The 23,947-nt window shown below is 73.1% G+C and carries 20 protein-coding genes and 3 pseudogenes; 12 read left to right on the plus strand and 11 right to left on the minus strand.

The genetic code is table 11. The features are described 5' to 3' along the window. From QUE40_RS06885 to QUE40_RS19825, 5 genes and pseudogenes are all read left to right on the plus strand, one after another. Positions 1 to 531: a PHP domain-containing protein gene (locus tag QUE40_RS06885; RefSeq protein WP_289232696.1), complete on the plus strand. Its 531-nt coding sequence runs from the start codon at positions 1 to 3 to the stop codon at positions 529 to 531. A gap of 25 nt (positions 532 to 556) precedes the next feature. After that, positions 557 to 3,850: a DNA polymerase III subunit alpha gene (gene dnaE, locus QUE40_RS06890; RefSeq protein WP_289232697.1), complete on the plus strand. Its 3,294-nt coding sequence runs from the start codon at positions 557 to 559 to the stop codon at positions 3,848 to 3,850. Between the two features lie 8 nt (positions 3,851 to 3,858). After that, on the plus strand, positions 3,859 to 4,041 hold the full coding sequence (locus QUE40_RS06895) for a hypothetical protein (RefSeq protein WP_289232698.1): 183 nt from the start codon (positions 3,859 to 3,861) through the stop codon (positions 4,039 to 4,041). Continuing rightward, positions 4,038 to 5,207 (plus strand): DNA polymerase IV, encoded by a 1,170-nt coding sequence (gene dinB / locus QUE40_RS06900; RefSeq protein WP_142005024.1) that lies wholly within the window; start codon positions 4,038 to 4,040, stop codon positions 5,205 to 5,207. Before QUE40_RS06895 ends, dinB begins: the two co-directional genes overlap by 4 nt. Positions 5,208 to 5,686: 479 nt before the next feature. Then, positions 5,687 to 5,902 (plus strand): annotated as a pseudogene (locus QUE40_RS19825) (DUF3040 domain-containing protein); the annotation flags it as partial. A 224-nt stretch (positions 5,903 to 6,126) separates the two neighbouring features. Here QUE40_RS19825 and QUE40_RS06910 read toward each other — a convergent pair. Beyond that, on the minus strand, positions 6,127 to 6,609 hold the full coding sequence (locus tag QUE40_RS06910; protein WP_289232700.1) for a DUF456 domain-containing protein: 483 nt from the start codon (positions 6,607 to 6,609) through the stop codon (positions 6,127 to 6,129). Between the two features lie 101 nt (positions 6,610 to 6,710). Further along, a complete protein-coding gene (locus tag QUE40_RS06915) occupies positions 6,711 to 6,932 on the minus strand; it encodes a DUF7455 domain-containing protein (RefSeq protein ID WP_142005027.1) in 222 nt (73 codons plus the stop codon). A gap of 286 nt (positions 6,933 to 7,218) precedes the next feature. On the opposite strand from QUE40_RS06915, the gene QUE40_RS06920 reads away from it, so the two are divergent. Then, positions 7,219 to 9,354: a DNA gyrase/topoisomerase IV subunit B gene (locus tag QUE40_RS06920; RefSeq protein WP_142005028.1), complete on the plus strand. Its 2,136-nt coding sequence runs from the start codon at positions 7,219 to 7,221 to the stop codon at positions 9,352 to 9,354. Here the strand turns inward: QUE40_RS06920 and QUE40_RS06925 are convergent. Continuing rightward, positions 9,324 to 10,082 (minus strand): copper homeostasis protein CutC, encoded by a 759-nt coding sequence (locus QUE40_RS06925; RefSeq protein WP_289232701.1) that lies wholly within the window; start codon positions 10,080 to 10,082, stop codon positions 9,324 to 9,326. The genes QUE40_RS06920 and QUE40_RS06925 overlap by 31 nt on opposite strands. Before the next feature lie 19 nt (positions 10,083 to 10,101). Between QUE40_RS06925 and QUE40_RS06930 the strand changes: the two genes are divergently transcribed. After that, the gene (locus QUE40_RS06930; RefSeq protein WP_289232702.1) at positions 10,102 to 11,619 is read left to right on the plus strand and encodes a M81 family metallopeptidase; all 1,518 of its coding nucleotides are present in this window, start codon (positions 10,102 to 10,104) and stop codon (positions 11,617 to 11,619) included. On the opposite strand, the gene QUE40_RS06935 is transcribed toward QUE40_RS06930, so the two are convergent. After that, positions 11,601 to 13,100 carry a fused MFS/spermidine synthase gene (locus tag QUE40_RS06935; protein ID WP_289232703.1) on the minus strand — a complete coding sequence of 500 codons (1,500 nt, stop codon included), beginning with the start codon at positions 13,098 to 13,100 and terminating at the stop codon, positions 11,601 to 11,603. The two genes, QUE40_RS06930 and QUE40_RS06935, sit on opposite strands and share 19 nt — an antisense overlap. A 69-nt stretch (positions 13,101 to 13,169) precedes the next feature. On the opposite strand from QUE40_RS06935, the gene QUE40_RS06940 reads away from it, so the two are divergent. The 3 genes from QUE40_RS06940 to QUE40_RS06950 are packed head-to-tail and all read left to right on the plus strand — an operon-like array spanning position 13,170 to position 14,523. Then, positions 13,170 to 13,748, plus strand: a complete 579-nt coding sequence (locus QUE40_RS06940) for an HhH-GPD-type base excision DNA repair protein (RefSeq protein ID WP_289232704.1) — start codon at positions 13,170 to 13,172, stop codon at positions 13,746 to 13,748. A 32-nt stretch (positions 13,749 to 13,780) separates the two neighbouring features. Further along, a complete protein-coding gene (locus QUE40_RS06945) occupies positions 13,781 to 14,143 on the plus strand; it encodes a YidH family protein (RefSeq protein ID WP_142005032.1) in 363 nt (120 codons plus the stop codon). Beyond that, positions 14,140 to 14,523, plus strand: a complete 384-nt coding sequence (locus QUE40_RS06950) for a DUF202 domain-containing protein (protein ID WP_289232705.1) — start codon at positions 14,140 to 14,142, stop codon at positions 14,521 to 14,523. Before QUE40_RS06945 ends, QUE40_RS06950 begins: the two co-directional genes overlap by 4 nt. An 11-nt stretch (positions 14,524 to 14,534) precedes the next feature. Here QUE40_RS06950 and QUE40_RS06955 read toward each other — a convergent pair whose 3' ends face one another. Beyond that, positions 14,535 to 14,957, minus strand: coding sequence for a hypothetical protein (locus QUE40_RS06955; protein WP_289232706.1), 423 nt, complete (start codon positions 14,955 to 14,957; stop codon positions 14,535 to 14,537). Positions 14,958 to 15,318: 361 nt separating this feature from the next. On the opposite strand from QUE40_RS06955, the gene QUE40_RS06960 reads away from it, so the two are divergent. After that, on the plus strand, positions 15,319 to 16,785 hold the full coding sequence (locus tag QUE40_RS06960) for an APC family permease (RefSeq protein ID WP_236022283.1): 1,467 nt from the start codon (positions 15,319 to 15,321) through the stop codon (positions 16,783 to 16,785). An 80-nt stretch (positions 16,786 to 16,865) separates the two neighbouring features. Here the strand turns inward: QUE40_RS06960 and QUE40_RS06965 are convergent, their stop codons facing one another. The 6 genes and pseudogenes from QUE40_RS06965 to QUE40_RS06985 all read right to left on the minus strand — a co-directional run bounded on the left by QUE40_RS06965 (position 16,866) and on the right by QUE40_RS06985 (position 22,605). After that, on the minus strand, positions 16,866 to 17,075 hold the full coding sequence (locus QUE40_RS06965) for a hypothetical protein (RefSeq protein ID WP_289232707.1): 210 nt from the start codon (positions 17,073 to 17,075) through the stop codon (positions 16,866 to 16,868). Between the two features lie 173 nt (positions 17,076 to 17,248). Further along, a pseudogene (locus QUE40_RS19005) lies at positions 17,249 to 17,668 on the minus strand (sucrase ferredoxin); the annotation flags it as partial. 293 nt (positions 17,669 to 17,961) lie between these two features. Next, positions 17,962 to 20,402, minus strand: a pseudogene (locus QUE40_RS06970) (DNA gyrase/topoisomerase IV subunit A). A gap of 123 nt (positions 20,403 to 20,525) precedes the next feature. Then, positions 20,526 to 21,089: an NADPH-dependent FMN reductase gene (locus QUE40_RS06975; RefSeq protein WP_142005036.1), complete on the minus strand. Its 564-nt coding sequence runs from the start codon at positions 21,087 to 21,089 to the stop codon at positions 20,526 to 20,528. A 59-nt stretch (positions 21,090 to 21,148) separates the two neighbouring features. After that, positions 21,149 to 21,745, minus strand: a complete 597-nt coding sequence (locus QUE40_RS06980) for a dienelactone hydrolase family protein (protein ID WP_289232708.1) — start codon at positions 21,743 to 21,745, stop codon at positions 21,149 to 21,151. A gap of 101 nt (positions 21,746 to 21,846) precedes the next feature. Continuing rightward, entirely contained in the window at positions 21,847 to 22,605 is a 759-nt protein-coding gene (locus tag QUE40_RS06985) for an LLM class F420-dependent oxidoreductase (RefSeq protein WP_433997050.1), read from the minus strand. A gap of 17 nt (positions 22,606 to 22,622) precedes the next feature. Between QUE40_RS06985 and QUE40_RS06990 the strand changes: the two genes are divergently transcribed. Beyond that, entirely contained in the window at positions 22,623 to 23,696 is a 1,074-nt protein-coding gene (locus QUE40_RS06990) for an alpha-hydroxy acid oxidase (protein ID WP_289232709.1), read from the plus strand. Positions 23,697 to 23,947: the final 251 nt, after the last annotated feature.

Raw genomic sequence — 23,947 nt, forward strand, 5'->3', positions numbered from 1 at the left:
GTGAGCGCCGAGTTCAGCCACCTGCACGTGGCCTCCTCCTTCTCGTTGCGCTACGGCGCCTCGCCACCCGCCGAGCTGGTCGCGCGGGCGGTCGAGCAGGGCCAGGGCCGGCTCGCGCTCACCGACCGCGACGGGCTGTACGGCGCGGTCCGCTTCGCCCAGGCCTGTCACGAGGCCCGGGTCGAGCCGGTGCTCGGTGTCGACCTCGCGCTGCGCCCCTCACCGGTGCAGCCCCCACCGGCGGCCGGCGGCGCGCGGCGGCGCAGCGCCCCGGTCAAGGGCGGGGCGCTGCGCGACGACCAGCACCCGCGCATCACCGTGCTCGCCCGCGGTCAGCAGGCCGGGCTCGCCCCCGGCGCCGGGTGGGCCGCCCTGTGCCGGGTCGTCTCGGCGACCCACCTCGCGGGGAGCGCGGATCGCCCTGCTCGACCGCGCCGAGCTGGCCCGGTGGGTCGTCACCGGTGGCCCGACCGGCGGTGGCCCGACCGAAAGCAGAGGGGACGGGGAGTCGCCCCTGGCCGGCGACGGTGACCGCGCGGGTGTCCCGGCGCTCACCGTGCTGCTCGGACCCTGGTCCGACGTCGGGCAGGCGTTGCTGCAGCGCCAGCACGCCCTGGCCCGGGAGCTGCTGCGGCAGTGGCAGCAGCTGCTGCCACCCGCCTCGCTGGTGATCGAGGTCGTCTGCCACGCCGGTCCGCCCGGCACGCCGGCGAGCCTCCAGCACGCCGCGGCGCTGTGGGGTCTGGCGCTCGAGGCCGAGGTGCCCGCGGTGCTCACCGCCGCGGCCCGGCACGCCGCGCCCGACGAGGCCGCCACCGTCGACGTGCTCGACGCCGCCCGCCGCATGGTCGCGCTCGACACCCGCCACCTCGACCGGATCACCCGCGCCGGCCACCTGGCCCCCACCGCGGTCATGCAGCGCACCGCCCACGAGGTCGCCGACGCGGTCGGGGTGGTCGGCGGTCGCCCCGCCCGCGCGGCCGACCTGCTCACCGCCACCGAGCGACTGGCCGAGGAGTGCGTCCAGCACCCCCGCCGCGACCTCGGCATCGGCAGCGTCCACCTGCCCGAGCCGCACGTGCTCGGCCTCACCGGGCAGGACCCGCAGCAGGTGCTGACCGAGCGCTGCCGCGCCGCGGTGCCGACCCGCTATGCCGGCGCCCGCGACGCCGAGCTGCGCCGGGTGCAGCAGCGCCTCGACGACGAGCTGGGAGTCGTGCGGCAGCTGGGCTACCCGACCTACTTCCTCACCGTCGCCAAGGTGTGCGACCTGATCCGCGAGATGGACGTGCGGGTGGCGGCGCGCGGCTCGGGAGCGGGCAGCATCATCACCTACCTGCTCGGCATCAGCGGGGTCGAGCCGCTGCGCCACGACCTGCTGATGGAGCGGTTCTGCTCCCCGCTGCGGGCCCAGCTGCCCGACATCGACGTCGACGTCGAGTCGGCCCGGCGCACCGAGGTCTACGAGCGCATCCTCGACCGGTTCGGCGGCGACCGGGTCACCTGCGTGTCGATGATGGACACCTACCGGGTGCGGCACGCGATCCGCGACGTCGGGTCGGCGCTCGGCATGGCTCCGGTCGAGATCGACGCCATCGCCAAGGCCTTCCCGCACATCCGCGCGCGCGACGCGCGGTCGGCGATCCAGGAGCTTCCCGAGCTGCGCTCCCGCGGCCTGGGAGCACCCCAGCTGGAGCTGCTCTTCGAGCTGGTCGAGCGGGTCGACGGGCTGCCGCGGCACATCGCGCTGCACCCGTGCGGCGTGGTGCTGTCCGACGGCGGGCTGCTCGACCGCACCCCGGTCGAGGCCAGCTGGCTGGGGTTCCCGATGAGCCAGTTCGACAAGGACGACGTCGAGGCGCTGGGGCTGCTCAAGCTCGACGTGCTCGGCATCCGCATGCAGTCGGCGATGACGCACGCCGTCGCCGAGATCGAGCGGGTCGACGGCACCCGCATCGACCTCGACGACCGCGCCCAGGTGCCGCTCGACGACGAGCGCACCTTCGAGCTGGTGCGCTCCACCCGCACGCTCGGCTGCTTCCAGATCGAGTCGCCGGGCCAGCGCGAGCTGGTCGGCAAGTTCGCGCCCGAGACGTTCGAGGACCTGGTCATCGACATCTCGCTGTTCCGGCCGGGGCCGGTGAAGTCCGACATGGTCACCCCGTTCCTCGAGGCGCGGCAGGGCTGGCGCGAGCCGACCTACCTGCACCCCAGCCTCGAGCCGGCGCTGCGCAGCACCGGCGGGGTCGTGGTCTTCCACGAGCAGGTGCTGCAGATCGTCGCCGAGACCACCGGGGTCACCCTCGCCCAGGCCGACGAGGTGCGCCGGGCACTGGGCTCCCCGGCCGGGCAGGAGGAGGTCGAGCGCTGGTGGCGGCCGGCGGCGGCGGCGCGGGGATACGACCCCGACGACGTCGACCGCATCTGGGCGGTGCTGGCGGCGTTCGCCTCGTTCGGCTTCTGCAAGGCGCACGCGGCGGCGTTCGCCCTGCCGACCTACCAGTCGGCCTGGCTCAAGGCGCACCACCCGGCGGCCTTCCTCGCCGGGGTGCTCACCCACGACCCGGGGATGTATCCCAAGCGGCTGATCCTGGCCGACGCCCGCCAGCTCGGCATCCGGGTGCTGGGCCTCGACGTCAACCGCTCCGGCCGTGACTACCTCGTCGAGCGGGTCGAGTCCGACGCCGTCGTGTCGCACGCGCCGCACGAGGCCGACCTCGCCGACCCGCGCGACCTGGCGCGCTCGTTCGACCGCAGCGGCGCCGGTTGCGGCATCCGCATCGCTCTCGCCGACGTCAAGGGGATCACCGACGCCGAGATCGACCGGGTGGTCGCAGGGCAGCCCTACGCCTCGCTCGCCGACTTCTGGCAGCGGTCCCGAGTGAGTCGGCCGGTCGTCGAAAGACTCGTGCTGGCAGGCGGTTTCGACGACCTGTACGCCCTGCGCGACACCGCGCGACGTGGCCGGATGACCCGGCGCGACCTGCTGCTGCACATCAGCGAGCTCGACCGGTGGAGCCACTCCTTCACCCCGTCCGGCCGGCGCAGCACCCGGCGCCCGCGCGTGCTGCCGATGCCGCGCGAGCAGCGCGGCACCCCCGACGCCCCCGGCGCGCCACCGGCCCCCGGCGCGCCACCGACCTCCAGCACCCCGCAGGTCCCGGGGCGCCCCGACCCCGCCCAGCTGGCCGCGGCCCAGGCGCAGGGTGCGCGCCCCTCGGCCCGGCCGGCGGCGCCACCGCCGGCCCAGCTGCTGCTCGACCTCGGCGACGAGCCCGAGCTCACCGCCGGGTCCGGGTTGCCCGAGATGACCGACGAGGAGCGGGTGCAGGCCGAGCTGGAGATCCTCGGGCTCGACGTCAGCACGCACGTGGTGTCCCGCTACGCGCCGCTGCTCGAGGCGCTCGACGTGGCTCGCTCGGGCGACCTGGTGCGCCGGCGCAGCGGTGCCGAGCTGTGGGTCGCCGGAGTCAAGGTCGCCACCCAGACGCCGCCGGTGCGCTCGGGCCGCCGGGTCGTCTTCCTCACCCTCGACGACTCCACCGGTCCGGTCGACGCGACCTTCTTCGAAGACGTCCAGGGGCCCTATGCCGCCACCGTCTTCCACTCCTGGCTGCTGCTGGTGCGGGGCGTGCTGCGCCGCACCGGTCCGCGGGGGTCTCGCTGCGCGCGACGGGCGCCTGGGAGCTCGGTCCGCTGTGGGACGCCTGGCAGCTGGGCGGTCTGCCCGAGGTGCAACAGGCCTTGGCCACGGCCGAGACGACCGCCCGCCAGCTCGCCGAGGCCGGCGCCGCCTATGCCGACTCCGCGGCGGCAGGGGCCGCCCGGTCCCGCTCGTCCCGACCGGTGATGACACCGGTGACGGGGGAGCCGGGCTCCGCCGGCAGCACCGGGGTCGGGGCCGACGGCCGCCGCCGGGTGCTGGTGCACGCCTCGGGCTTCAAGCAGTCGCCCTACGCCGACATCCGGCCCGCCGGCGACGACACCCGTCAGGCGCCGCGCAAGCTGTGGCACTCCAGCCCCGGGAGCTCCGGCCGATGAGACGACACCGCGTGATCCTGCACGCCGACATGGACGCCTTCTTCGCCTCGGTCTCGATGATCGAGCGACCCGACCTGGTCGGCCACCCGGTCGCGGTCGGGGGCAGCGGCAACCGGGGCGTGGTGCTGGCGGCCACCTATCCCGCCCGGGTCTTCGGGGTGCACTCCGGCATGCCGATGGCCAGGGCGCGGCGGCTGTGCCCCCACCTGGTGGTGCTGCGGCCCGACTCCGAGCGATACCAACAGGTCTCGGGCTCGGTGATGCAGCTGTTCCGCACCGTCACCCCGTTCGTCGAGCCGGTGTCGATGGAGGAGGCGTTCCTCGACGTGACCGGGGTGCCCGAAGACCCGGTGCAGCTCGCCCACCGGCTGCGCGACCAGGTCAGCGACGAGCAGGGCATCACCTGCTCGGTCGGGGTCGCGCCCTCCAAGGTCGTGGCCAAGATCGCCTCCCGTGCGGCCAAGCCCGACGGGTTGCGGGTGGTCGCACCGCCCGACGTGGTCGCCTTCCTGCACCCGCTGCCGGTCGGTGAGCTGTGGGGCGTGGGCGAGCGCACCGAGGAGGTGCTGCTGCGGCTGGGGCTGCGCACGGTCGGCGACATCGCCCACACCCCCGTGCAGACGCTGCGGCGGGCGCTCGGCGACGGCCAGGGCCGGCACCTGCACGAGATCGCCTGGGGGCGCGACGACCGGCGGGTCACGCCGCAGCAGCGCGAGCGCTCGATCGGGTCCGACGAGACCTTCTCCAGCGACGTCGACGACCCGGTCGAGATCCATCGCCGGTTGCTGCGGCTCGCCGACCGCACCACCGCCCGGGTGCGCTCGGCCGAGCTGGTCGGCCGCACGGTCACCCTCAAGGTGCGCTTCTCCGACTTCACCACCATCACCCGGTCCCGCACGCTGCGCCAGCACACCGACGTCAGCCACGAGGTCTACGCCACCGCGCGCGACCTCTACGACGCGCTCGGGCTGCAGCGCGCCCGGGTGCGGCTGGTGGGGGTGCGCATGGAGGGGCTGATCGACCGGGCCGGCTGCCCCGTCCAGCCCCGCCTCGACGAGCCCACCCACGGCTGGGCCGACGCCGACCGCGCGGTCGACCGGGCCAGCGCGCGGTTCGGGGCCGGTGCCGTGCGACCGGCGAGCCTGCTCGTCCAGACCGCCCGGTGAGCCTGCTCGTCCAGACCGCCGGTGAGCCCCTACCAGCCCGGCTCCCGCTCCGGCGGAGGACCGTCAGGGGGTGCGCTGGGGCGCACGGGGCGGCGGAGGTCCGCACGGGCGTACGCGTGTGCACGGTTTGGCGGAGGACCGTCAGGGGGTGCGCTGGGGCGCACGGGGCGGCGGAGGTCCGCACGGGCGTACGCCTGCTCGAGGCTGCGCCTCGCGGGAGCCGGGCACTTCGGGCGAGCGTTGATCGTTATGACGAGGAACACCGGTCGGGATGTCCCAAAGGGTGGGGCGATCGAGGCGTGAAACCAGTTCTGGAGCCACGTTTCCGGCGCACCCCTACCACCACGAAGGCTCGCGACCTATCCTTGACAGACACGGGGGAACGGTCGGTCCCACGCCGCACCGCAGGCCCGGTCGGCACGATCTGATGGAGGTGTCCAGTGCCGCTCTCCGAGCACGAGCAGCGACTGCTCGACCAGATGGAGCAGGCGCTGTACGACGACGACCCGAAGTTCGTCAGTCGCCTCGCCGAAGACCCCGCGCGCACGCACACGCGCAAGCGGATGATCATCGGCGGAGCCGTCGTGCTCGCCGGACTGGCCCTGATCGTGCTGGGCGTCGCCAGCCAGCTGATCTGGCTGGGCGGGATCGGGTTCGCCGTGATGGTCGCCGGCGGCGGCTACGCGCTCACCCCCGGTGAGAAGCGGGCCGGTCTCGGCACCGTCGGCGACGACGGCACCGTCACTCCGCACCGGCGCAGCAAGGGCTTCGGCCGGCGCCGCGGCGGCACCGGCGGCAGCACGGGTGCCACGCCCAGCCGCTCGCTCCCCGGCGTCGGGGGTCGCAGGGCAGCTTCATGCAGCGGATGGAAGACCGCTGGGAGAAGCGCCGCCGCTCCGACGAGTGGTGACGGCCCGCGTCAGCGGGTGACCAGCAGACCGATCACCCAGGTCACCGCGACCAGCACGGCCGCCGCGAGCTCGATCCCGATGCTCATGATCACGCCGCGCAGCGCGATCTTCGTCTGCCGCCACGCGGCCGACCAGCTGCGCAGCCGCGCGTTCTCCACGACGAGGACGCCCAGCACGAACCCCACGAACAGGCCCACCACCGGGATCACGAAGAAGCCGATCACTCCGGCGACCGCCCCGACCAGCAGCACCGGGGTCGGCACCCCGGCGGCCTTCATGCGGCGGCCCGGGACGGCGTACTGCACCACCCAGCCCACCGCGGCGATCAGGGTGCAGATGCCCAGCACGACCCAGCCGGCGGTGTCCTGACGCTCCAGGGCCCAGATGCCCACGCCCAGCAGGGTGATGATCAACCCGGGCAGGATGGGGATGACCAGGCCGACGATGCCCACGGCGATGAGCAGGGCGGCGAGCACCGAGACAGGTTCCATGGCGAGAAACCTAGTGGCTGGCGCCCGCGAGGCCGCGCATGACGAGGCCCCCACGCCGATCGGCGTGGGGGCCTCCTAGGACCTGTGCGAGCGGCGCTCGGTCAGGCCTGGGTCTCGGGGGTGCGCTCGGCGGCGGTGAGCCGGTCGCTCTCGTCGATGATCTCTTCGGCCACGTCTCGCAGCGCGTCGAGGTGACGACGGCCGTGGTGCGCGCAGAAGGTCAGCTCGCTCCCGCCGGCGAGGCGGGCACGGATGAAGGCCTGGGCGCCACACCGGTCGCACCGGTCGGCGGCAGTGAGGGTGGGGGCAACGGCGGTCGTCATGTCAACCATCCTCTCGTCTGGCGCCGAAGCGCCGTCGGTGACCTCCTGACGGGGGTCTACTCCTTACGACGAACGAACCAGCCGAGGAGTTGCGCCTTCGCCACTTCTCGGGCCGACCCTGCGGGGCCGGGATCCGGTCCGTCTCGTGCGTTCGCAGTGGACAACAGTCAAGCACGCGAGGTGATTCCCACCCGGCAACCCCCGCCGGTGTGGCGCAGGTCATGCCCGCGGGGGCTGCCGGGGCGCCTCCGGGGCGTCGTCGGTGCCAGGAGCTAGCCTCCAAGCCGTGACCACGCGTACCGCCAAGAAGAGCACGTCCGCCGCGTCCGAGTACTCCGCGCGGCACCTGCAGGTCCTCGAGGGCCTGGAGGCGGTGCGCAAGCGCCCGGGGATGTACGTCGGGTCGACCGACTCCCGCGGCCTCATGCACTGCCTGTGGGAGATCATCGACAACGCCGTCGACGAGGCCCTCGCCGGCGTCTGCGACCGCGTCGAGATCACCCTGCACCAGGACGGCTCGGTCGAGGTGGGCGACAACGGCCGGGGCATCCCGGTCGACGTCGAGCCGCGCACCGGACTGACCGGTGTCGAGGTGGTCTTCACCAAGCTGCACGCCGGCGGCAAGTTCGGCGGCGGGTCCTACGCCGCCTCGGGTGGTCTGCACGGCGTGGGCGCGTCGGTGGTCAACGCGCTGTCCAGCCGGCTCGACTGCGAGGTCGACCGCGGCGGCAAGGTCTATCGGATGAGCTTCCGGCGCGGTGAGCCCGGCCAGTTCGACGACCCCCGCTCCGGGCCGGGTCCGGAGTCGGAGTTCACCCCGTTCGTCAAGGGCAGCGAGCTCGAGGTCGTGGGGAAGGCCAAGCGCGGCGTGACCGGCTCGCGCGTCCGTTACTGGGCCGACCCGCAGATCTTCCTCAAGGGCGCCCAGTTCGACTACGACGGCCTCGTCCGCCGGGTGCGCCAGACCTCGTTCCTGGTGCCCGGCCTGACGCTGGTGATCCGCGACGAGCGCCGCCTGCCGGGCACGCCCGGCGAGGACGGGCCGCACGAGGAGGTCTTCCAGCACGACGGCGGCATCTCGGAGTTCACGACGTTCCTGGCCTCCGACCCGCCCGTCACCGACGTGTGGCGGCTGCAGGGTGAGGCGTCGTTCACCGAGACGGTGCCGGTGCTCGACGACAAGGGGCACATGGTCTCCCGCGAGGTCGAGCGCACCTGCGGTGTCGACGTGGCGCTGCGCTGGGGCAACGGTTACGACACCCACGTGCGCTCGTTCGTCAACATCATCGACACCCCCAAGGGCGGCACCCACGTCTCGGGCTTCGAGCAGGCGCTGATGAAGGTCTTCCGCAAGCAGCTCGAGACCAACGCGCGCCGCCTCAAGGTCGGCAACGACAAGGTCGAGAAGGACGACATCCTGGCCGGCCTCACGGCCGTGGTGACGGTGCGTCTGGCCGAGCCGCAGTTCGAGGGGCAGACCAAGGAGGTGCTCGGCACCTCCGCGGTGCGCGGGATCGTCAGCAAGGTGGTCGAGACCGAGCTCACCCAGCGGCTCACCTCGACCAAGCGCGACGACAAGGCCGCGGCCACCCAGCTGCTCGAGAAGGTCGTCGCCGAGATGAAGACGCGCATCTCGGCGCGCCTGCACAAGGAGACCCAGCGCCGCAAGACGGCCCTGGAGTCCTCGTCGCTGCCCGGCAAGCTGAAGGACTGCCGCAGCACCGACCCCGACCGCACCGAGCTGTTCATCGTCGAGGGTGACAGCGCGCTCGGCACGGCCAAGGACGCCCGCAGCTCCGACTTCCAGGCGTTGCTGCCGATCCGGGGCAAGATCCTCAACGTCCAGAAGGCCTCGGTCGGCGACATGCTCAAGAACGCCGAGTGCGCCGCGATCATCCAGGTGGTCGGGGCCGGGTCGGGGCGCAGCTTCGACCTCGACCTGGCGCGCTACGGCAAGGTCATCCTGATGACCGACGCCGACGTCGACGGTGCGCACATCCGCACGCTGCTGCTCACCCTGTTCTTCCGCTACATGCGGCCGCTGGTCGAGGCGGGCCGGGTGTTCGCCGCGGTGCCGCCGCTGCACCGCATCGAGACGGTCGCGAGCGGCCGCAAGAAGGGCGATCTGATCTACACCTACTCCGAGGCCGAGATGCGCCGCACGGTCGCCGACCTCACCAAGAAGGGCCGCTCGATCAAGCAGCCGATGCAGCGCTACAAGGGGCTCGGCGAGATGGACGCCCACCAGCTGGCCGAGACCACGATGGACCCCGAGCAGCGCACCCTGCGCCGGGTCACGATGGCCGACGCCGAGGCTGCGGAGCGGGTGTTCGACCTGCTGATGGGCAGCGACGTCGCCCCGCGCAAGGACTTCCTGATCAGCTCGGCGGATCAGCTGGAGCGCGAGCGGATCGACGCCTGACGATCGAGCGTCGACGCCTGACGATCAAGGGCGGCCAGCACCTCGCGTACCAGCGCGGGGTCGGTGGCCTCGGGCCAGCCCTCGGTCGCGGGGGCGCGCAGGTGCACCTGGTCGACGCCGCTCCTGCGGATCACCTCGGCGACGTTGTGCGCCCGGATCCCGCCGCCGGCCACGAGGTCGAGTCGCCCGGCGGCCTGCTCGCGCAGCTCAGCCAGGCGGGGTGCGCCGGTGAGGGCGTCGGCGGCGCCGCCGGAGGTCAGCACCGCGGCGACGCCGAGCTCGGCGAGCGTCTCCAGGGCGCGGGCCTGGTCGGGGACCTCGTCGAACGCCTTGTGGAAGACCACCGGCAGCGCGCCCGAGGCCTCGACGAGCCGGGCGGTGGCTTCCTCGTCGATCTGACGGTCGCCGGTAAGGACGCCGGTGACCACGCCCAGCCGGTCACGGTCCGCGCCGAACGTCTCGCGCAGCGCCGCGACGTCGTCGAGCATGACCGCGAGCTCGGTTGTGTCGTAACGGAATCCACCACCCCGAGGGCGGACCATGACCCGGACGGGGACGGTGGTGCGGGCCAGCACCTGGCGCACCGTCCCGAGGCTCGGGGTCGTCCCGCCCGCGCCGAGGTCGGCGCACAGCTCCAGCCGGTCGGCCCCGGCGTCGGCAGCGGCGACCGCGCTCGCCGCGTCGCCGACGCAGATCTCCACGAGGGCGCGGCCGGGTGGGGGAGTCACGCGTCCTAGTCTCGCCTGCGTGGACGTCTCAGCGCACGACCGGCCGCTGCGCATCGCCGTCACTGGCCTGCACATCGAGTCGAGCACCTTCAGCCCGCACCGCAGCACGGCCGAGGACTTCGAGGTGACTCGGGGCGAGGCCCTGCTGGCGCGCTACGCCTGGCTCGGGCCGGAGCGCGACCCGGAGCTGACCGACGGCGTCGAGTGGCTGCCGGTGCTGCACGCGCGAGCGCTGCCGGGCGGGGTGGTGGAGCGACAGGCGTACGACGGGTGGCGCGACGAGATCCTCGCTCGCACAACGGATCTCGGGCCGGTCGACGGCGTGCTGCTCGACATCCACGGTGCGATGACGGTGGAGGGGCTCGACGACGCCGAGGCCGATCTGCTCATCGCGATCCGTGGGGTCATCGGCCCGGAGCCGGTGGTGAGCGCGGCGATGGATCTGCACGGCAACGTGTCGGAGGAGCTGTTCGAGGCGGCCGACCTGCTCACCTGCTACCGGACGGCGCCGCACGTCGACGTGTGGGAGACGCGGGAGCGTGCGGCGCGAAACCTGTTGCGCTGCCTGCGATCCGGACGACGGCCCGCGAAGGCGTTGGTGCACGTCCCGGTGCTGCTGCCGGGCGAGATGACCAGCACCCGCGACGAACCCGCCGCCAGCCTGTATGCCGACGTCGCCCGCGTCGCCGACCGCACCGGCGTCATCGACGCCGCCGTCTGGGTCGGGTTCGCGTGGGCCGACCAGCCGCGCTGCTCGGGGGCCGTCGTCGTCACGGGGGAGGACACCGAGGCGGTCACGAGCGGCGCGAGCGAGCTGGCCGAGCAGTTCTGGGACGTGCGACGCGACTTCCGGTTCGTCGCTCCCGCAACGGATCTCGACGACTGCCTCGACCAGGCGATCGCGAGCATCGCGGAGCGCGGCGGGCCGTTCTTCGTCAGCGACTCCGGTGACAACCCGGGCGCCGGGGGAGCCGACGACGTCACGGTCGCCCTGAGCGCTCTGCTCGACCGGCCCGAGATCGCCGACGGCCGGGTGCGGGCGCTCCTCGTCTCGCTGGTCGACCCGGTGGCGGTCGACGCGCTCGACGGGCAGCCGCTCGGGGCGCGGGTCGACCTCGACGTCGGCGGTCGCATCGACGACCGCCCGCCCGGGGCGACGCGCCTGCGCGGGGTGCTGGAGGCACGCACGCCGGATCCGGACGGCGGCCGGGTCGTCAGCGTGCGCGTGGGCGGCCTGAGCGTGGTGCTGACCGAGCGACGGATGCAGTTCCACAGCCTGGATTCCTACGCGCGCCTCGGGCTGCACCCGGTCGAGGCCGCGCTCGACCTGGTCGTGGTGAAGATGGGTTACCTCGAGCCCGACCTGCACGCGGTCGCGAACGGCTGGCTGCTCGCGCTCACCCCCGGCGGGGTCGACCAGGACCTGCAGCGGCTGCCCTACCGCCGGATCCGGCGGCCGATGTTCCCGCTGGACGACCCGGCCGAGGCCTCGCTGCGGCCGCTCCTGCGTCCGACCCGTCAGCTCGCGGAGCGATAGGGCTGCAGCAGCTGGTCGACGGGCGCGTAGTCGTCGGTGAGCACCTGCGCGTCGCCGGTCCACGCGCGCGTCCCGGCCTCGTCCTGCGCGGTCCAGCCGGTGCCGCGCCGGTCGAGGCCGGCCTGGATGGCTTGGCGGTCCAGCGGCCGGTCGGAGGCGACCACGACCAGGTTGCCGCCGTCGGGGCCGGCGGCGGGGTCGAGCCCGACGTCGCGGGGCTGGCCGAGCACCAGCACGTTGTCGAACACCGTGCGCATCGTCGTGACCTCGGCCCGGGCGAAGGCCTGGTCGCCGTAGTCGATGAGGTTGGCGACGTAGACCCCGTCCGGCCGCAGCACCCGGCGCACCTCGCTCAGCGCCTCGCGGGTGGTGAGGTGCCACGGCACGCTCACGCCGCCGAACGCATCACCGACGACCAGGTCGCGGCTGCCGTCGGCGATCCGTCGCAGCCCGGTGCGGCCGTCCTCCACACGCACGTCCAGCCCCGGCACGTCGTCCATCCCGAGCTGCTGGCGGTTGATGCGCACCACGCCACCGTCGATCTCCGACACGACGCTGCGGGTGCCCGGTCGCTCGGCGGCGAGGTAACGCGGCATGGTGAGCCCGCCGGCGCCGAGGTGGTAGGCGTCGATCGCCTCGCCCTCGGGGAAGGCGGTGTCGGCGACCGAGGCCATGGCGCGGATGTACTCGAACTCCAGGTAGGTCGGGTCGTCGAGGTCGACGGCGGAGTGCTGCAGGTTGTCGAGCACCAGGGTGCGGGTGTCGCCGGACGAGGCGACGACGTTCGCGCAGTGGTACGTCGTCTCGACCTGGCAGCCGCCCGGCGCCGCGAGCGCGGCGAGCCCGCCGGCACCCACGGCGACGGCCATGGCGGCGGCGCCCGAGCGGGAGCGGGCGCGCCACATCAGCGGCAGCGCGGCCAGCACGAGCGCGGCGCCGAGACCGAGCAGGATGGTGCTCACGGGCACCCGCGAGATCAGCACGAACCCGGTCACGACCGTCCCGACGATCGCGCCGAGCGTGCCGATGCCGGAGAGCTGGCCGACGACCGTTCCGGTGCGCTCGAGGCTGTCGAGGCGCAGCTTCGTCGCGATCGGCGTGACCGCGGACAGCAGGGTGCCCGGGACCATGATCGTCAGCAGCGCGGCCAGCATCAGCAGGCCGGGACTCGTCTCGGCGACGGTGCGCAGCAGCGCCGGCGTGAGCGCGACGACGGCGCCGGAGATCCCGAGCGCCGGTCCGAGCAGACGCTGCGGGTCGGTCTGGTCGGCGACCCGGCCACCGCCCCACGACCCGAGGGCGATCGCGGCCAGCGCGATCCCGATGACCAGCGTGCTGGTCTCCAGGGTGAGCCCCAGATAGGGCGCCAGCAGCCGCAGCGCGACGATCTCCACGACCAGCACCGCCGCGGAGGAGCCGAAGACGAGCGCCACCGCCGATCGGTGGCTGAGGGTCGGCGCGGGCTCGTGCGGCTCGGTCACGCCGGCGATCGTATTGACCGGACCTGGGAGCACCCGCCGCGCCGCCGAGCGGCCAGTACCGTGAGCACCATGCCCACGCTGCACCTCGCCCAGGACGAGACCGCCGACCAGGTGCTGTCCGACGATCCCTTCGCGCTCCTCGTCGGGATGCTGCTGGATCAGCAGTTCCCGATGGAGCGTGCCTTCGCCGGACCCGCCAAGATCGTCGAACGCTTCGGCTCGATCGACCCGACCGAGATCGCGCAGGCCGACCCGGAGAAGTTCGCCGACCTGGCCGCGACGCCGCCGGCGATCCACCGCTACGGCCGCTCCATGGCCGGCCGCATCCAGCAGCTCGCCGCCGCGGTGCGCGACGAGTACGCCGGCGACGCGAGCACGATCTGGTCGACGGCGTCCAGCACCAAGGAGCTCGTCACCCGGCTGAAGGCCCTGCCCGGGTTCGGCGACCAGAAGGCGCGGATCTTCGCCGCGCTGCTGGCCAAGCAGCTCGGGGTGCAGCTCGACGACGGGTGGCGCGACACCATCGGCCCGTACGCCGAGGACGGCTCGTTCCGGTCCGTCGCCGACGTGGTCGACGAGGAGTCGCTGCAGAAGGTCCGTGACTTCAAGAAGGCGGCCAAGGCGAAGGCCAAGGCCGCCAAGGCCTGACCCGTGTGCCCGTCGGGGTCGAAGGAGCGCAGGTGAGCCGAGCGCGGGTGCCCAAGCGGATCTTCGAAGTGGGCGAGGAGCCCGATCCGCGTTTCTCCCTGGCCAACGAGCGCACCTTCCTGGCCTGGATCCGCACGTCCCTGGCCCTGCTCGCCGGCGGTGTCGCCGTCGAGGTGGTCTCGCTCGACATCGCGGGCGAGCTGCAGCTCGTGGTGGCGGTGCTGCTGGTGCTCGCCGGCATCGGGGCCGCGCTGCGCGCGTGGTTCGGCTGGTCGCGGGCGGAGCGGGCGATGCGGCTCGGGGAGCCCTTGCCCTCCACGGTGTTCGAGCCGTTGCTCGTCGGCCTGGTGGCCGGCGCCGGGCTGCTGCTGCTGATCGGGACGTTCCTGGAATGAGCCACGGCACGCACGCCGTGCCCGATCCGGGGCTGCAGGCCGAGCGCACCGCCCTGTCCTGGCGCCGCACCGCGCTCTCGGTCACCGTGGGCTCGCTGATCGCGCTGCGGTTCGGGCTGGAGAGCGACGACCCGGTCGGGTTGCTCGGCGTGGCCGGCGGCCTGCTCGGTCTGCTCTGGGCGGCCACGCTGTGGTGGAGCGGACGGCGCCGCGGCCGGCTGGCCCTGGCGCGGATGCGGCAGGACACCGGAGCGACCTGCCCCGACTGCCCGCCGATCGAGGACCGGTGGGCGAGCGCGCACCTGTTCGGCGCCGCGGCCGGAGCGGTAGTCGCCGGCGTCTGTTGCCTCGCCGTGGTGCTGCTGCTCGGTCTGCGCTGAGGCGGCCCGGGTCAGTCCTCGTGGTCCAGCCGCACCAGCGCGGCGGTGAACCGGGCCAGGTCGTCACCGGCCACCAGCGCGGCGAGGTCGTCGGCGTTCGTGGGCAGCCCCGCCTTGCGCGCGACCGCACGCACCTTGGCGTCGATCTGCGGCCGCAGCCCCGGCCAGACCTGCTGCACCTCGCGGCAGAAGATGTCGGCGCCGGTCGGACCGATGCGGGGAAACTCCTGCAGCAGCTTCTTGACCGCCGCCGGGTCGCCGTCGGCCTCGTCGCGCAGCCGGCGCAGGTCCCCCGATACCGCTCCTGCAGCAGGGTGGCCGCGTCGGTCAGGTAGTTCGCGGTGCTCTCGTCGTAACGCCGGTAGCCGCCCCGGCCCAGCGCGTCGACCCGCTGCTGCCACGTCGAGTCGAGAAGCCGCTCGGGCGTACGCCATCCCGCCTCGCGGATCTCGCGCAGCGACGCCACAGCGGCCTCGGCCGAGATCGGCGCGGAGAACAGCATCGACAGCATCAGCAGCTGGAACAGGGGAGCGGGCTTGTCGCGCAGGGTGATCCCCGCCTCGTCGGCGTACGTCCGTCCCAGGCGCTCCAGCACCTCCCGGGCCGTGCTGCGCGCGTCGTCGTCGTCGGCGGGGCTCACGTCGGCATCCTCCTCGCGATGGGTCGCCTCCACCCTGCGCGATCCGGCCGCGCCGCACCACGCGCGAGCGGGTGGGAAGCCCGGCGCGAAACGCCACCTGAACCGCACATGTCGATTTCCTGGACAGAAGGCCCCCGGCGCGCCACGGTTGGGGCATGAGCCAGCAAGCACCCGCGCCGTCGACCCAGCACCAGGGGGACACACCCGAGCTGAAGCGGGTGATGGGCCCCAAGCTCCTCCTGCTGTTCATCGTCGGCGACATCCTCGGCACCGGCATCTACGCGCTCACCGGCGAGGTCGCCGCCGAGGTCGGCGGCGCCGCCTGGGCCCCGTTCCTCGTGGCGTTCGCGGTGGCGATGGTCACCGCCTTCTCCTACCTGGAGCTGGTGACCAAGTACCCCCAGGCCGGCGGCGCCGCGGTCTACGTGCACAAGGCGTTCGGCATCCACTTCGTGACGTTCATCGTCTGCTTCACGGTGATGTGCTCGGGCATCACCTCGGCCTCGACGGCCTCGCGCGCGTTCGCGTCCAACTTCGCCGCCGGGCTCGACTGGGACGCCTCGTCCAACGCGATCATGCTCATCGCGCTCGGCTTCATGCTGCTGGTGATGACGATCAACCTGCGCGGCGTCGGCGAGAGCGTCAAGGCCAACGTGGTGCTGACGATGGTCGAGCTGTCCGGTCTGCTGCTGGTCATCTTCGTCGGCCTCTACGCCATGACCCAGGGCCGCGCCGACTTCTCCCAGGTCACCGTCTTCGAGAGCCCGAGCGACAAGAACACCTTCCTCGCGGTCACCGCCGCGACCTCGCTGGCGTTCTTCGCGATGGTCGGCTTCGAGGACTCGGTCAACATGGCCGAGGAGACCAAGGACCCGGCCAAGACCTTCCCCAAGATGATGATCACCGGCCTCGGGATCACCGGCACGATCTACGTGCTGGTCTCGATCTGCGCGGTGGCCCTGGTGCCGCTCAGCGATCTCGAGGGCAACGACACCCCGCTGGTCTCGGTGGTCCGGGCCGGCGCGCCGGGCCTGCCGATCGAGGACATCCTGCCGTGGATCTCGATGTTCGCGGTCGCCAACTCGGCCCTGATCAACATGCTGATGGCCAGCCGCCTGCTCTACGGCCTCGCCAAGCAGGACGTCCTGCCGCACCCGCTGGCGCGGGTCGGCGCCAAGCGCCGCGTGCCGTACGTCGCGGTCGGCTTCACCACCGCCATCTCGCTCGGCCTGATCACCTATGTCACCAGCCAGTCCGAGAGCAACGTCGTGAAGAACCTCGGCGGCACCACCTCGCTGCTGCTGCTCGCGGTGTTCACCGTCGTCAACGTCGCCGTCATCGTGCTGCGCGGCCGCGACGACTCCGAGGTGCCCGAGGAGGACCGCTTCCACGCGCCGCGCTGGCTGCCCTACGTCGGCGTCGTGACCTGCTTCTTCCTGGTGCTGCCCAAGGTGTCCGGTCGCGACAACGAGCAGTACGTCATCGCCGGCTGGCTCTTGCTGCTCGGCCTGATCCTGTGGGCGCTGACCTGGTTCCTCAACCGCGCGGTCTACTCCAAGCGCACCTACATGCGCGACCCCGACCACCTCGAGTCCGACGACATCGAAGGCCCGAGGAACTAGATCCTCTTGGTCTCGGCTCCTCCTCCGGGAGCCGCTTGCTGCGCTGCGCGCCGTCCCGGAGGAGGAACTGAGACAGAGAGCTACAAGACCTCCCAGGCGCGGACGGGGCCGAGGGGCTTGCGGCAGGAGTCGCGCAGCTCCGGCACGGTGACCCGGCGCAGGGCGACCCGGTCTTCCCGGCCGTCGCGATGACGTACGACCACGTCGAACCGGTCGGGGTCCAGCGCGTCGGGGTGCACGTCGGTCTCGACCCCGCCGTGCGCCAGCTCGCCCGAGCGCGCCCGCCACACGACCTCACCGGCCTGGGCCGGGGAGGCAGGCAGCTGCGCCCGCGGTTGTGCAGCGGGTCGTTGAGCTCGGCGGGGATGCGCCGGCGCTGCTCCTCGTCGAGCGCGCGCACCGCGAGGTCGGCGGTCAGCCGGCCCCACATCTGTCCTGACGGCAGCGTGATGGCGGTCGGCGCGAACCGGTGACCGCCGGTGTGCGAGCACTCCCACACGCGACCGGGCCGCGCCTGCGCCGCCGCCGTGACGACCGGCCGGCCACGCACCGCGCAGCACACGTCGCGCTTGCCGTTGGTGCACACCAGCAGCACCGCGTCGCGGGTCTCCTCCAGCAGCGGGAGCCGCGCGGTGACCCGGTCGGGGTCGTCGCCGAGCAGGGAGTCCCAGGGGAGGGTCAGCAGGTCGGCGGGGTCGTCGACCTCGCCCTCGAGGAGCCACGGGTCGCCGGTCAGCCCGCCGGCCACGATCACCTGGCGCGGCGCGTCGGGGTCGTGCTCGTCGGAGTGCTCGCCGGGGCGGCGGATCAGCAGCAGCCGACCACCCGCCTGCTCGCACGCTCGCGCGAGCTCGGCGCCGAGGCCCTCGTCGAGGTGCGACATCACCGAGGCCTCCCGCCCCCACGGACCGGTCTGCTCCAGGGCCACCCAGAAGTCGGCGCGCGACGCGGTGCCCGCGGCCGGGAGCGAGCTCTCCTCCCACAGCACGGAGCAGGCGTCGGGCTTGCTGACCGGTCGAGCACTCACCCGGTCAGCCTAGGAGCCGCGTGCGGTGTGGCCTGTGCCGCCCTCGTCGACGGCGGCCCACATACGACGAGGGCGGCACAGAAGTTTTCTGTGCCGCCCTCGTGCTATCTGTGCCGCCGTCGTCGGGCGGGGCCGGGCGTACGTCCGGCTCACCGGCCCGCACGCCTCACCTCACTCCGGGGGAGCGCACCACCGATCGCGGCGATCGGGCCGGGCGCGGCGGTGCCGGAGCCGTCGCGGCGCCCCTCGGCGGGCGGCAGGTCGACCGCGGTGCCCGACGCGCTCGCGGCGCGGGCCGGCTGCGTGCCGACCCAGGCCAGCAGCAGCTCGTCCTCGCCGCGCAGGAACCGGTGGCTGCGCACCCCGCCGGTGCCGCGGCCCTTGCGTGGGTACTCCGCGAACGGCGTCACCTTGATCGCGCCCGAGTCGGTGCCGGGCAGCGCGCCCGAGGACCCCGACACGGTCACCACGACGTTGTCGTCGCTCTCGCGCACGACGCCGAAGAAGCGCACGCGCGCGCCTGCCGAGAGGCGCACGCCGGCCATCCCGCCGGCCGTACGCCCTTGTGGCCGCACGAGACTCGCCGGGAACCGCAGCAGCTGGGCGTCGGTCGTGACGAACACCAGCTCGGCGTCGTCGGGCGCCGGTCCCGCCCCGACGACCTGGTCGCCGTCCTTGAGCGCGATGACCTCGAAGGAGTCCTTGCCGGCGGGGAAGTCGGGGAGACCCGCTTGACCACACCCTGCGCGGTGCCGAGCGCCAGCGGTGCCGCCTCGTCGTCGAGCGGCACGATGGTCAGCGGCTGCTCGCCCTGCGGCAGGTCGGCGTACGCCGCGAGCGGGGCCCCGCCGGACAGGTTCGGCGCGTCGTTGCTCGGGGGCAGCGTCGGCAGGTCCAGCGCGCCGATGCGCACGACCCGGCCGGCGCTGGTGACCACGCCGATGTCGCCCCGGGCGGTGGTGCGCACGGCGCCGATCACGGCGTCGTGCTTGCGCCGGTTGCCGCCCGTGCCGAGCGGGTCGGCGGTGGTGGTGCGCGCCAGCAGCCCGGTCGAGGACAGCAGCACCCAGCACGGGTCGTCGGCGACCTCCAGCGGCGTCGCGCTGGCCGCCGGCCGTCCGGCGGACTCCAGCAGGATCGTGCGGCGGGGCGTGCCGTGCTCCTTGGCGACGGCGGCGAGCTCGTCGGAGACCGTCTTGCGCAGCAGCTTCTCGTCGTCGAGGATCGCGCGCAGCCGCGCGATCTCCCGCTGCAGCTCGTCCCGGCGCTTCTCCAGCTCGATCTGGCTGAACTTCGTCAGCCGGCGCAGCTGCAGGTCGAGGATGTACGTCGCCTGCGGCTCGGACAGGTCGAACACCTGCATCAGCCGCTCGCGCGCGATCGCCGCGTCGTCGGAGGAGCGGACGATCTGGATGACCTCGTCGATGTCCAGGATCGCGACGAGCAGTCCCTCGACCAGGTGCAGGTCGCGCTCGTGCCGGTCGAGCCGGAACTGGGTGCGACGGCGTACGACGTCGATGCGGAAGTCGACGTAGACGGTCAGCAGCTCCTTGAGCCCTAGCGTGCGCGGCTGCCCCTCGACCAGCGCGACGTTGTTGATGCCGAACGACTCCTCCATCGGCGTGAGGCGATAGAGCGTCTCGAGCACCGCCTCGGGGTTGAAGCCGTTCTTGACCTCGATGACCAGCTGCAGGCCCTGCGTGCGGTCGGACAGGTCCTTGACGTCGGCGATGCCCTGGATCTTCTTGGCGTTGTGCAGGTCCTTGATGCGCTCGATGACCTTCTCGGGGCCGATGAGATAGGGCAGCTCGGTGACCACGATGCCCTTGCGGCGCGGCGAGGTCTTCTCGATGCGCACGGTCGCGCGGGTGCGGAACGAGCCGCGGCCGGTGAGGTAGGCGTCGCGGATGCCCTCGAGCCCCACGATCTGCCCGCCGAGCGGCAGGTCGGGCCCCGGCACGAACTTCATCAGGTCGTCGAGGGAGCAGTCGGGGTGGCCGATCAGGTGCCGCGCGGCGGCGATGACCTCGCCGAGGTTGTGCGGCGGCATGTTGGTGGCCATGCCGACCGCGATGCCGCTCGCGCCGTTGACCAGCAGGTTGGGGAACGCCGCCGGCAGCACCGAGGGCTGGGTGAACTGGTCGTCGTAGTTCGGCACGAACTCGACGGTGTTCTCCTCGAGCGAGGCGGTGAGCAGCATCGCCGCGGGCGCGAGGCGCGCCTCGGTGTAGCGCGGTGCCGCGGGGCCGTCGTCGAGCGAGCCGAAGTTGCCGTGGCCGTCGACCAGCGGCAGCCGCATGGTGAACGGCTGCGCCATCCGCACGAGGGTGTCGTAGATCGCCTGGTCGCCGTGCGGGTGGTACTTACCCATCACCTCGCCGACGACGCGGGAGGACTTCACATGGCCGCGGTCAGGGCGCAGACCCAGCTCGTCCATCGCGAACAGGATGCGCCGCTGCACGGGTTTGAGGCCGTCGCGCGCATCGGGCAGCGCCCGCGAGTAGATGACCGAGTAGGCGTACTCCAGGAAGGCCGACTCCATCTCCTCCTCGACGGAGATGTCGACGATCTTCTCCTTGCTGGTGGCCATGAGGCGTTGCGTCTCCTGCGGCATTGCGGGGCTGACTGGCGGGTGCCAGCGTCCCATTCTGGCCGCAGCGGGCATACGTCCGGGGCAGGCTCGCCGCGTCGGCGAGCCCACCCCGGAAGGTGGTCACGAGCGCAGCGGCTCGAGGACCTTGGCCATCTGCACCAGCTGGTCGAAGACGGTGCCCAGCTCGTCGGCGCGGCGGTCGTGCGGGGTGAACCCCGACTCGCCCCACTCCTCGAACAGCTGCAGCGCGACCTGCGCGCGCACGTCGACCATCATCGCGTTGGCCACGATGCAGCGCCACTGCTCGACCGCCCGCACCCCGCCGTCGGCGCCGTAGCTCACGAACGCGATGGCCTTGTGGTTCCACTCGGGGTAGAGCACGTCGAAGGCGTTCTTCAGCGCCGCCGAGACACCGTGGTTGTACTCCGGGCTCACCCAGACGAAGGCGTCGACGCTGTCGACCTTCTTGCCCCAGGCGATCGTCTCGGGGCGCTGGTAGTCACGGTTCGCCGCGCCGGGCACGGTCGGCTCGCTGAGCAGCGGCAGGTCGAAGTCGGCCAGCTCGATGAGCTCGTACTCGACGCCGTCGTCGCTGCGCTGGTCGGCGTGCTCCTTGACCCAGGCGCCGACGGCGCTGCCGAGCCGGCCGGGACGGGTGCTGCCGACGAGGATGCCGATCTTCACGGGGTGCCTCCAGGGGTTGGGGGGACGGGCGTACGTCGGTGGTCAGGGTAGTTGTTCGTTCAACTCCGAGGGGTGGTCGGCGAGCCATCGCCGGCCTCCGCCCGCAGCAGCGCGTCGACCTGGTCGACGGTGTCGGCGAGCGCCTGCTCGTGGCCGTCGGCGGTGCCGAGGTCGGTGAACAGGTGCCCGCGGCCGGGGACGACGTGGTCGGTGAACGTGGCGCCGCTGGCGCGCACCGTCGCCCCCAGCGCCTCGACGTCGGCGGGGTCGATCCAGTCGTCCTCGGCGTAGCGGTGCACCTGCACCGGCTGGCCCTGCCAGTCGCCGCGGGGCGCCGCCACCGAGTGCATGAGGATCACCGCACGCGCCTGCGGGCGGCGGGCCGCGAGCGTCTGGGCGAACGCCGAGCCGAGCGAGAAACCGCCGAGCGCGGCGTCGTCGGGCAGCGCCGCGACGGTCTCGCTCAGGCGTCCGAACAGCTCCTTGGTGCCGACGGCGTCGCGGTGCGCGATGCCGGCCTGCTCGTCGTCGAACACCGTGCCGTCGTAGTAGTCCGGCGTCTCGACGGTGTGGCCGCGCTCGCGCAGCCGGTCGGCGAAGTCGGTGACGGCCGGGCGCAGCCCGAGCGCGGAGTGCAGCAGCAGCAGGTGGCTCATGGGCTCAGCCTGTCAGCCGCGGATCTCCGGCGTGGGTGCGGCGCCGTCGCCGAGCGCGGCGTTGCGCTGGTCGCGCCACTGCAGCCACGGCTCGAGCGGGGTCAGGTCGTAGTCGGGGCCGCCGACGCCCATCGTGAACATCGTCGCGCCGAGCTCCAGGAGCGGCGTGCCCTCCTGCTCGGGCGTCTCGGGGAGCGGCCCTCGCGGCCACGGCCGCCGACGCCCACGGAGATCTCGATCTCGTCGCGGGAGCGCCCGACCTTGGCGCAGTGGCCGTCGAGCACCTCGAGCTTGTGGCGCAGCGTGTCGGCGTCGGAGAAGGAGTGCCAGATGTCGGCGTGCTCGGCGACGATGCGCAGCGTCTTCTTCTCGCCGCCGCCACCGATCATGACCGGGAGCTGGCCGACCGGCTGTGGGTTGAGCTTGCCGAGGCGCTCCTTGAGCACCGGCAGGTCCGCGGCGAGCTGGTCGAGCCGCCCGCCGGCGGTGCCGAACTCGTAGCCGTACTCGTCGTAGTCCTTCTCGAACCAGCCCGACCCGATGCCGAGCACGAGGCGGCCGTCGCTGATGCAGTCGACGGTGCGTGCCATGTCGGCGAGCAGCTGCGGGTTGCGATAGCTGTTGCAGGTGACCAGCGCGCCGATCTGCGCGCGGCTGGTCTGCTCGGCCCAGGCGCCGAGCATCGTCCAGCACTCGAAGTGCTTGCCCTCGGGCTCGCCGTAGAGCGGGAAGAAGTGGTCCCAGTTGAAGATCATGTCCACGCCCAGCTCCTCGGCGCGGGCCACGGCGTCGCGGATCGCGGGGTAGTCGGCGTGCTGCGGCTGGATCTGGATCCCGATGCGAATCGGTCGTGAGGTCATGCCGCCATGCTAGGGACGTGACCGATCCTGCCGTGAGTGCCGAGCCACCCGTCTCGTTGCGCGAGCTGCGCGCCCGCGCCGAGGAGGTGGTCACGCCCGAGGCGTGGGAGTACCTCGAGACCGGCGCCGGCGCCGAGGTGTCGCTGGGCGAGGCCGAATCAGCTTGGCAGCGTTGGCGATTCAGGCCGTACGTCCTGCGCGACGTCGCGCAGATCAGCACCTCGTGCCGGCTGCTGGGTCACGACCTGGCGACGCCCGTGCTGGTGGCGCCGACGGCGTACCACGAGCCCTATCACCCGACCGCCGAGCTCGGCACGGCAGAGGGCGTGCGCGACGCCGGCTCGCTGCTGTGCCTGTCGACGCGCTCCTCCCGCACGGTCGAGCGGGTCGCCGAGCACGCCGGGCCGTGGTGGCTGCAGGTCTACGTCATGACCGACCGCGACATCACCGAGGCGATGGTCGACCGGGCCGTCGCCGCGGGGGCGAGCGCGCTGGTGCTGACCGGTGACACGCCGTACGTCTCGCGCCGGGCGAGAGGAACCGCGCTGCCGCTGCAGGACGAGGTCGCGCTGGTCAACGTGCAGCAGCACCTGGCCGGCCGCACCTGGTCGAGCCTGGAGCAGGACCCGCGGGTGACGTACGCCGACATCGAGTGGCTCGCCTCGCGCTCGGGCCTCCCGGTGCTGGTCAAGGGCGTGCTGCGCGCCGACGAGGCGCGGGCGTGCGTCACGGCGGGCGCCGCGGGCGTCGTGGTGAGCAACCACGGCGCGCGGCAGCTCGACCGGGTCGTGCCGACCGCGCTCGCGCTGCCCGAGGTCGCCCGCGCCGTCGCCGACCAGGTGCCGGTGCTCGTCGACGGCGGCATCCGCAGCGGCCACGACGTCGCGACCGCGCTCGCCCTCGGCGCCGACGCGGTGCTGGTCGGCCGCCCCACGATGTACGCCCTCGCCACCGGCGGCGCGCCCGGCGTCACCGCGATGCTGCGCGCGCTGACCGCCCAGCTCGCCGAGGCCATGGGCCTGCTCGGGATCTCTTCGCTCGCCGGGTTCGACCGGTCCCTGGTCGAGGACATCACGCACGCGCGAGGTTGACGGCGAGCTGACGATCGCGCCGTCGCGGTCCTCCGCGTGAAGGTGCGCCCGGGCGCACGGTTCGGCGGTGGACCGCCAGAGGGGGCCGGCCGTACGTCGTCGCGGTCCTCCGCGTGAAGGTGCGCTGGGGCGCACGGTTCGGCGGTGGACCGCCAGAGGGGGCCGGCCGTACGCCCTCGCGGTCCTCCGCGTGAGGGTGCGCCGGGGCGCACGGTTCGGCGGTGGACCGCCAGGGGTGCGTCGGCGAACCC

It is taken from the genome of Barrientosiimonas endolithica, from assembly GCF_030296655.1.
Classification (GTDB): Bacteria; Actinomycetota; Actinomycetes; order Actinomycetales; family Dermatophilaceae; genus Barrientosiimonas; species Barrientosiimonas humi.

What these genes read in the sequence shown, in the direction of transcription:
- QUE40_RS06985 (WP_433997050.1), bottom strand. Translation starts at nt 22,605, where the DNA reads ATGACCTCACGACCGATTCGCATCGGGATCCAGATCCAGCCGCAGCAC.
- QUE40_RS06955 (WP_289232706.1), bottom strand. Translation starts at nt 14,957, where the DNA reads ATGGCGTACGCCCGAGCGGCTTCTCGACTCGACGTGGCAGCAGCGGGT.
- QUE40_RS06950 (WP_289232705.1), top strand. Translation starts at nt 14,140, where the DNA reads ATGAGCCACGGCACGCACGCCGTGCCCGATCCGGGGCTGCAGGCCGAG.
- QUE40_RS06980 (WP_289232708.1), bottom strand. Translation starts at nt 21,745, where the DNA reads ATGAGCCACCTGCTGCTGCTGCACTCCGCGCTCGGGCTGCGCCCGGCC.
- dinB (WP_142005024.1), top strand. Translation starts at nt 4,038, where the DNA reads ATGAGACGACACCGCGTGATCCTGCACGCCGACATGGACGCCTTCTTC.
- QUE40_RS06915 (WP_142005027.1), bottom strand. Translation starts at nt 6,932, where the DNA reads ATGACGACCGCCGTTGCCCCCACCCTCACTGCCGCCGACCGGTGCGAC.
- QUE40_RS06960 (WP_236022283.1), top strand. Translation starts at nt 15,319, where the DNA reads ATGAGCCAGCAAGCACCCGCGCCGTCGACCCAGCACCAGGGGGACACA.
- QUE40_RS06940 (WP_289232704.1), top strand. Translation starts at nt 13,170, where the DNA reads ATGCCCACGCTGCACCTCGCCCAGGACGAGACCGCCGACCAGGTGCTG.
- QUE40_RS06910 (WP_289232700.1), bottom strand. Translation starts at nt 6,609, where the DNA reads ATGGAACCTGTCTCGGTGCTCGCCGCCCTGCTCATCGCCGTGGGCATC.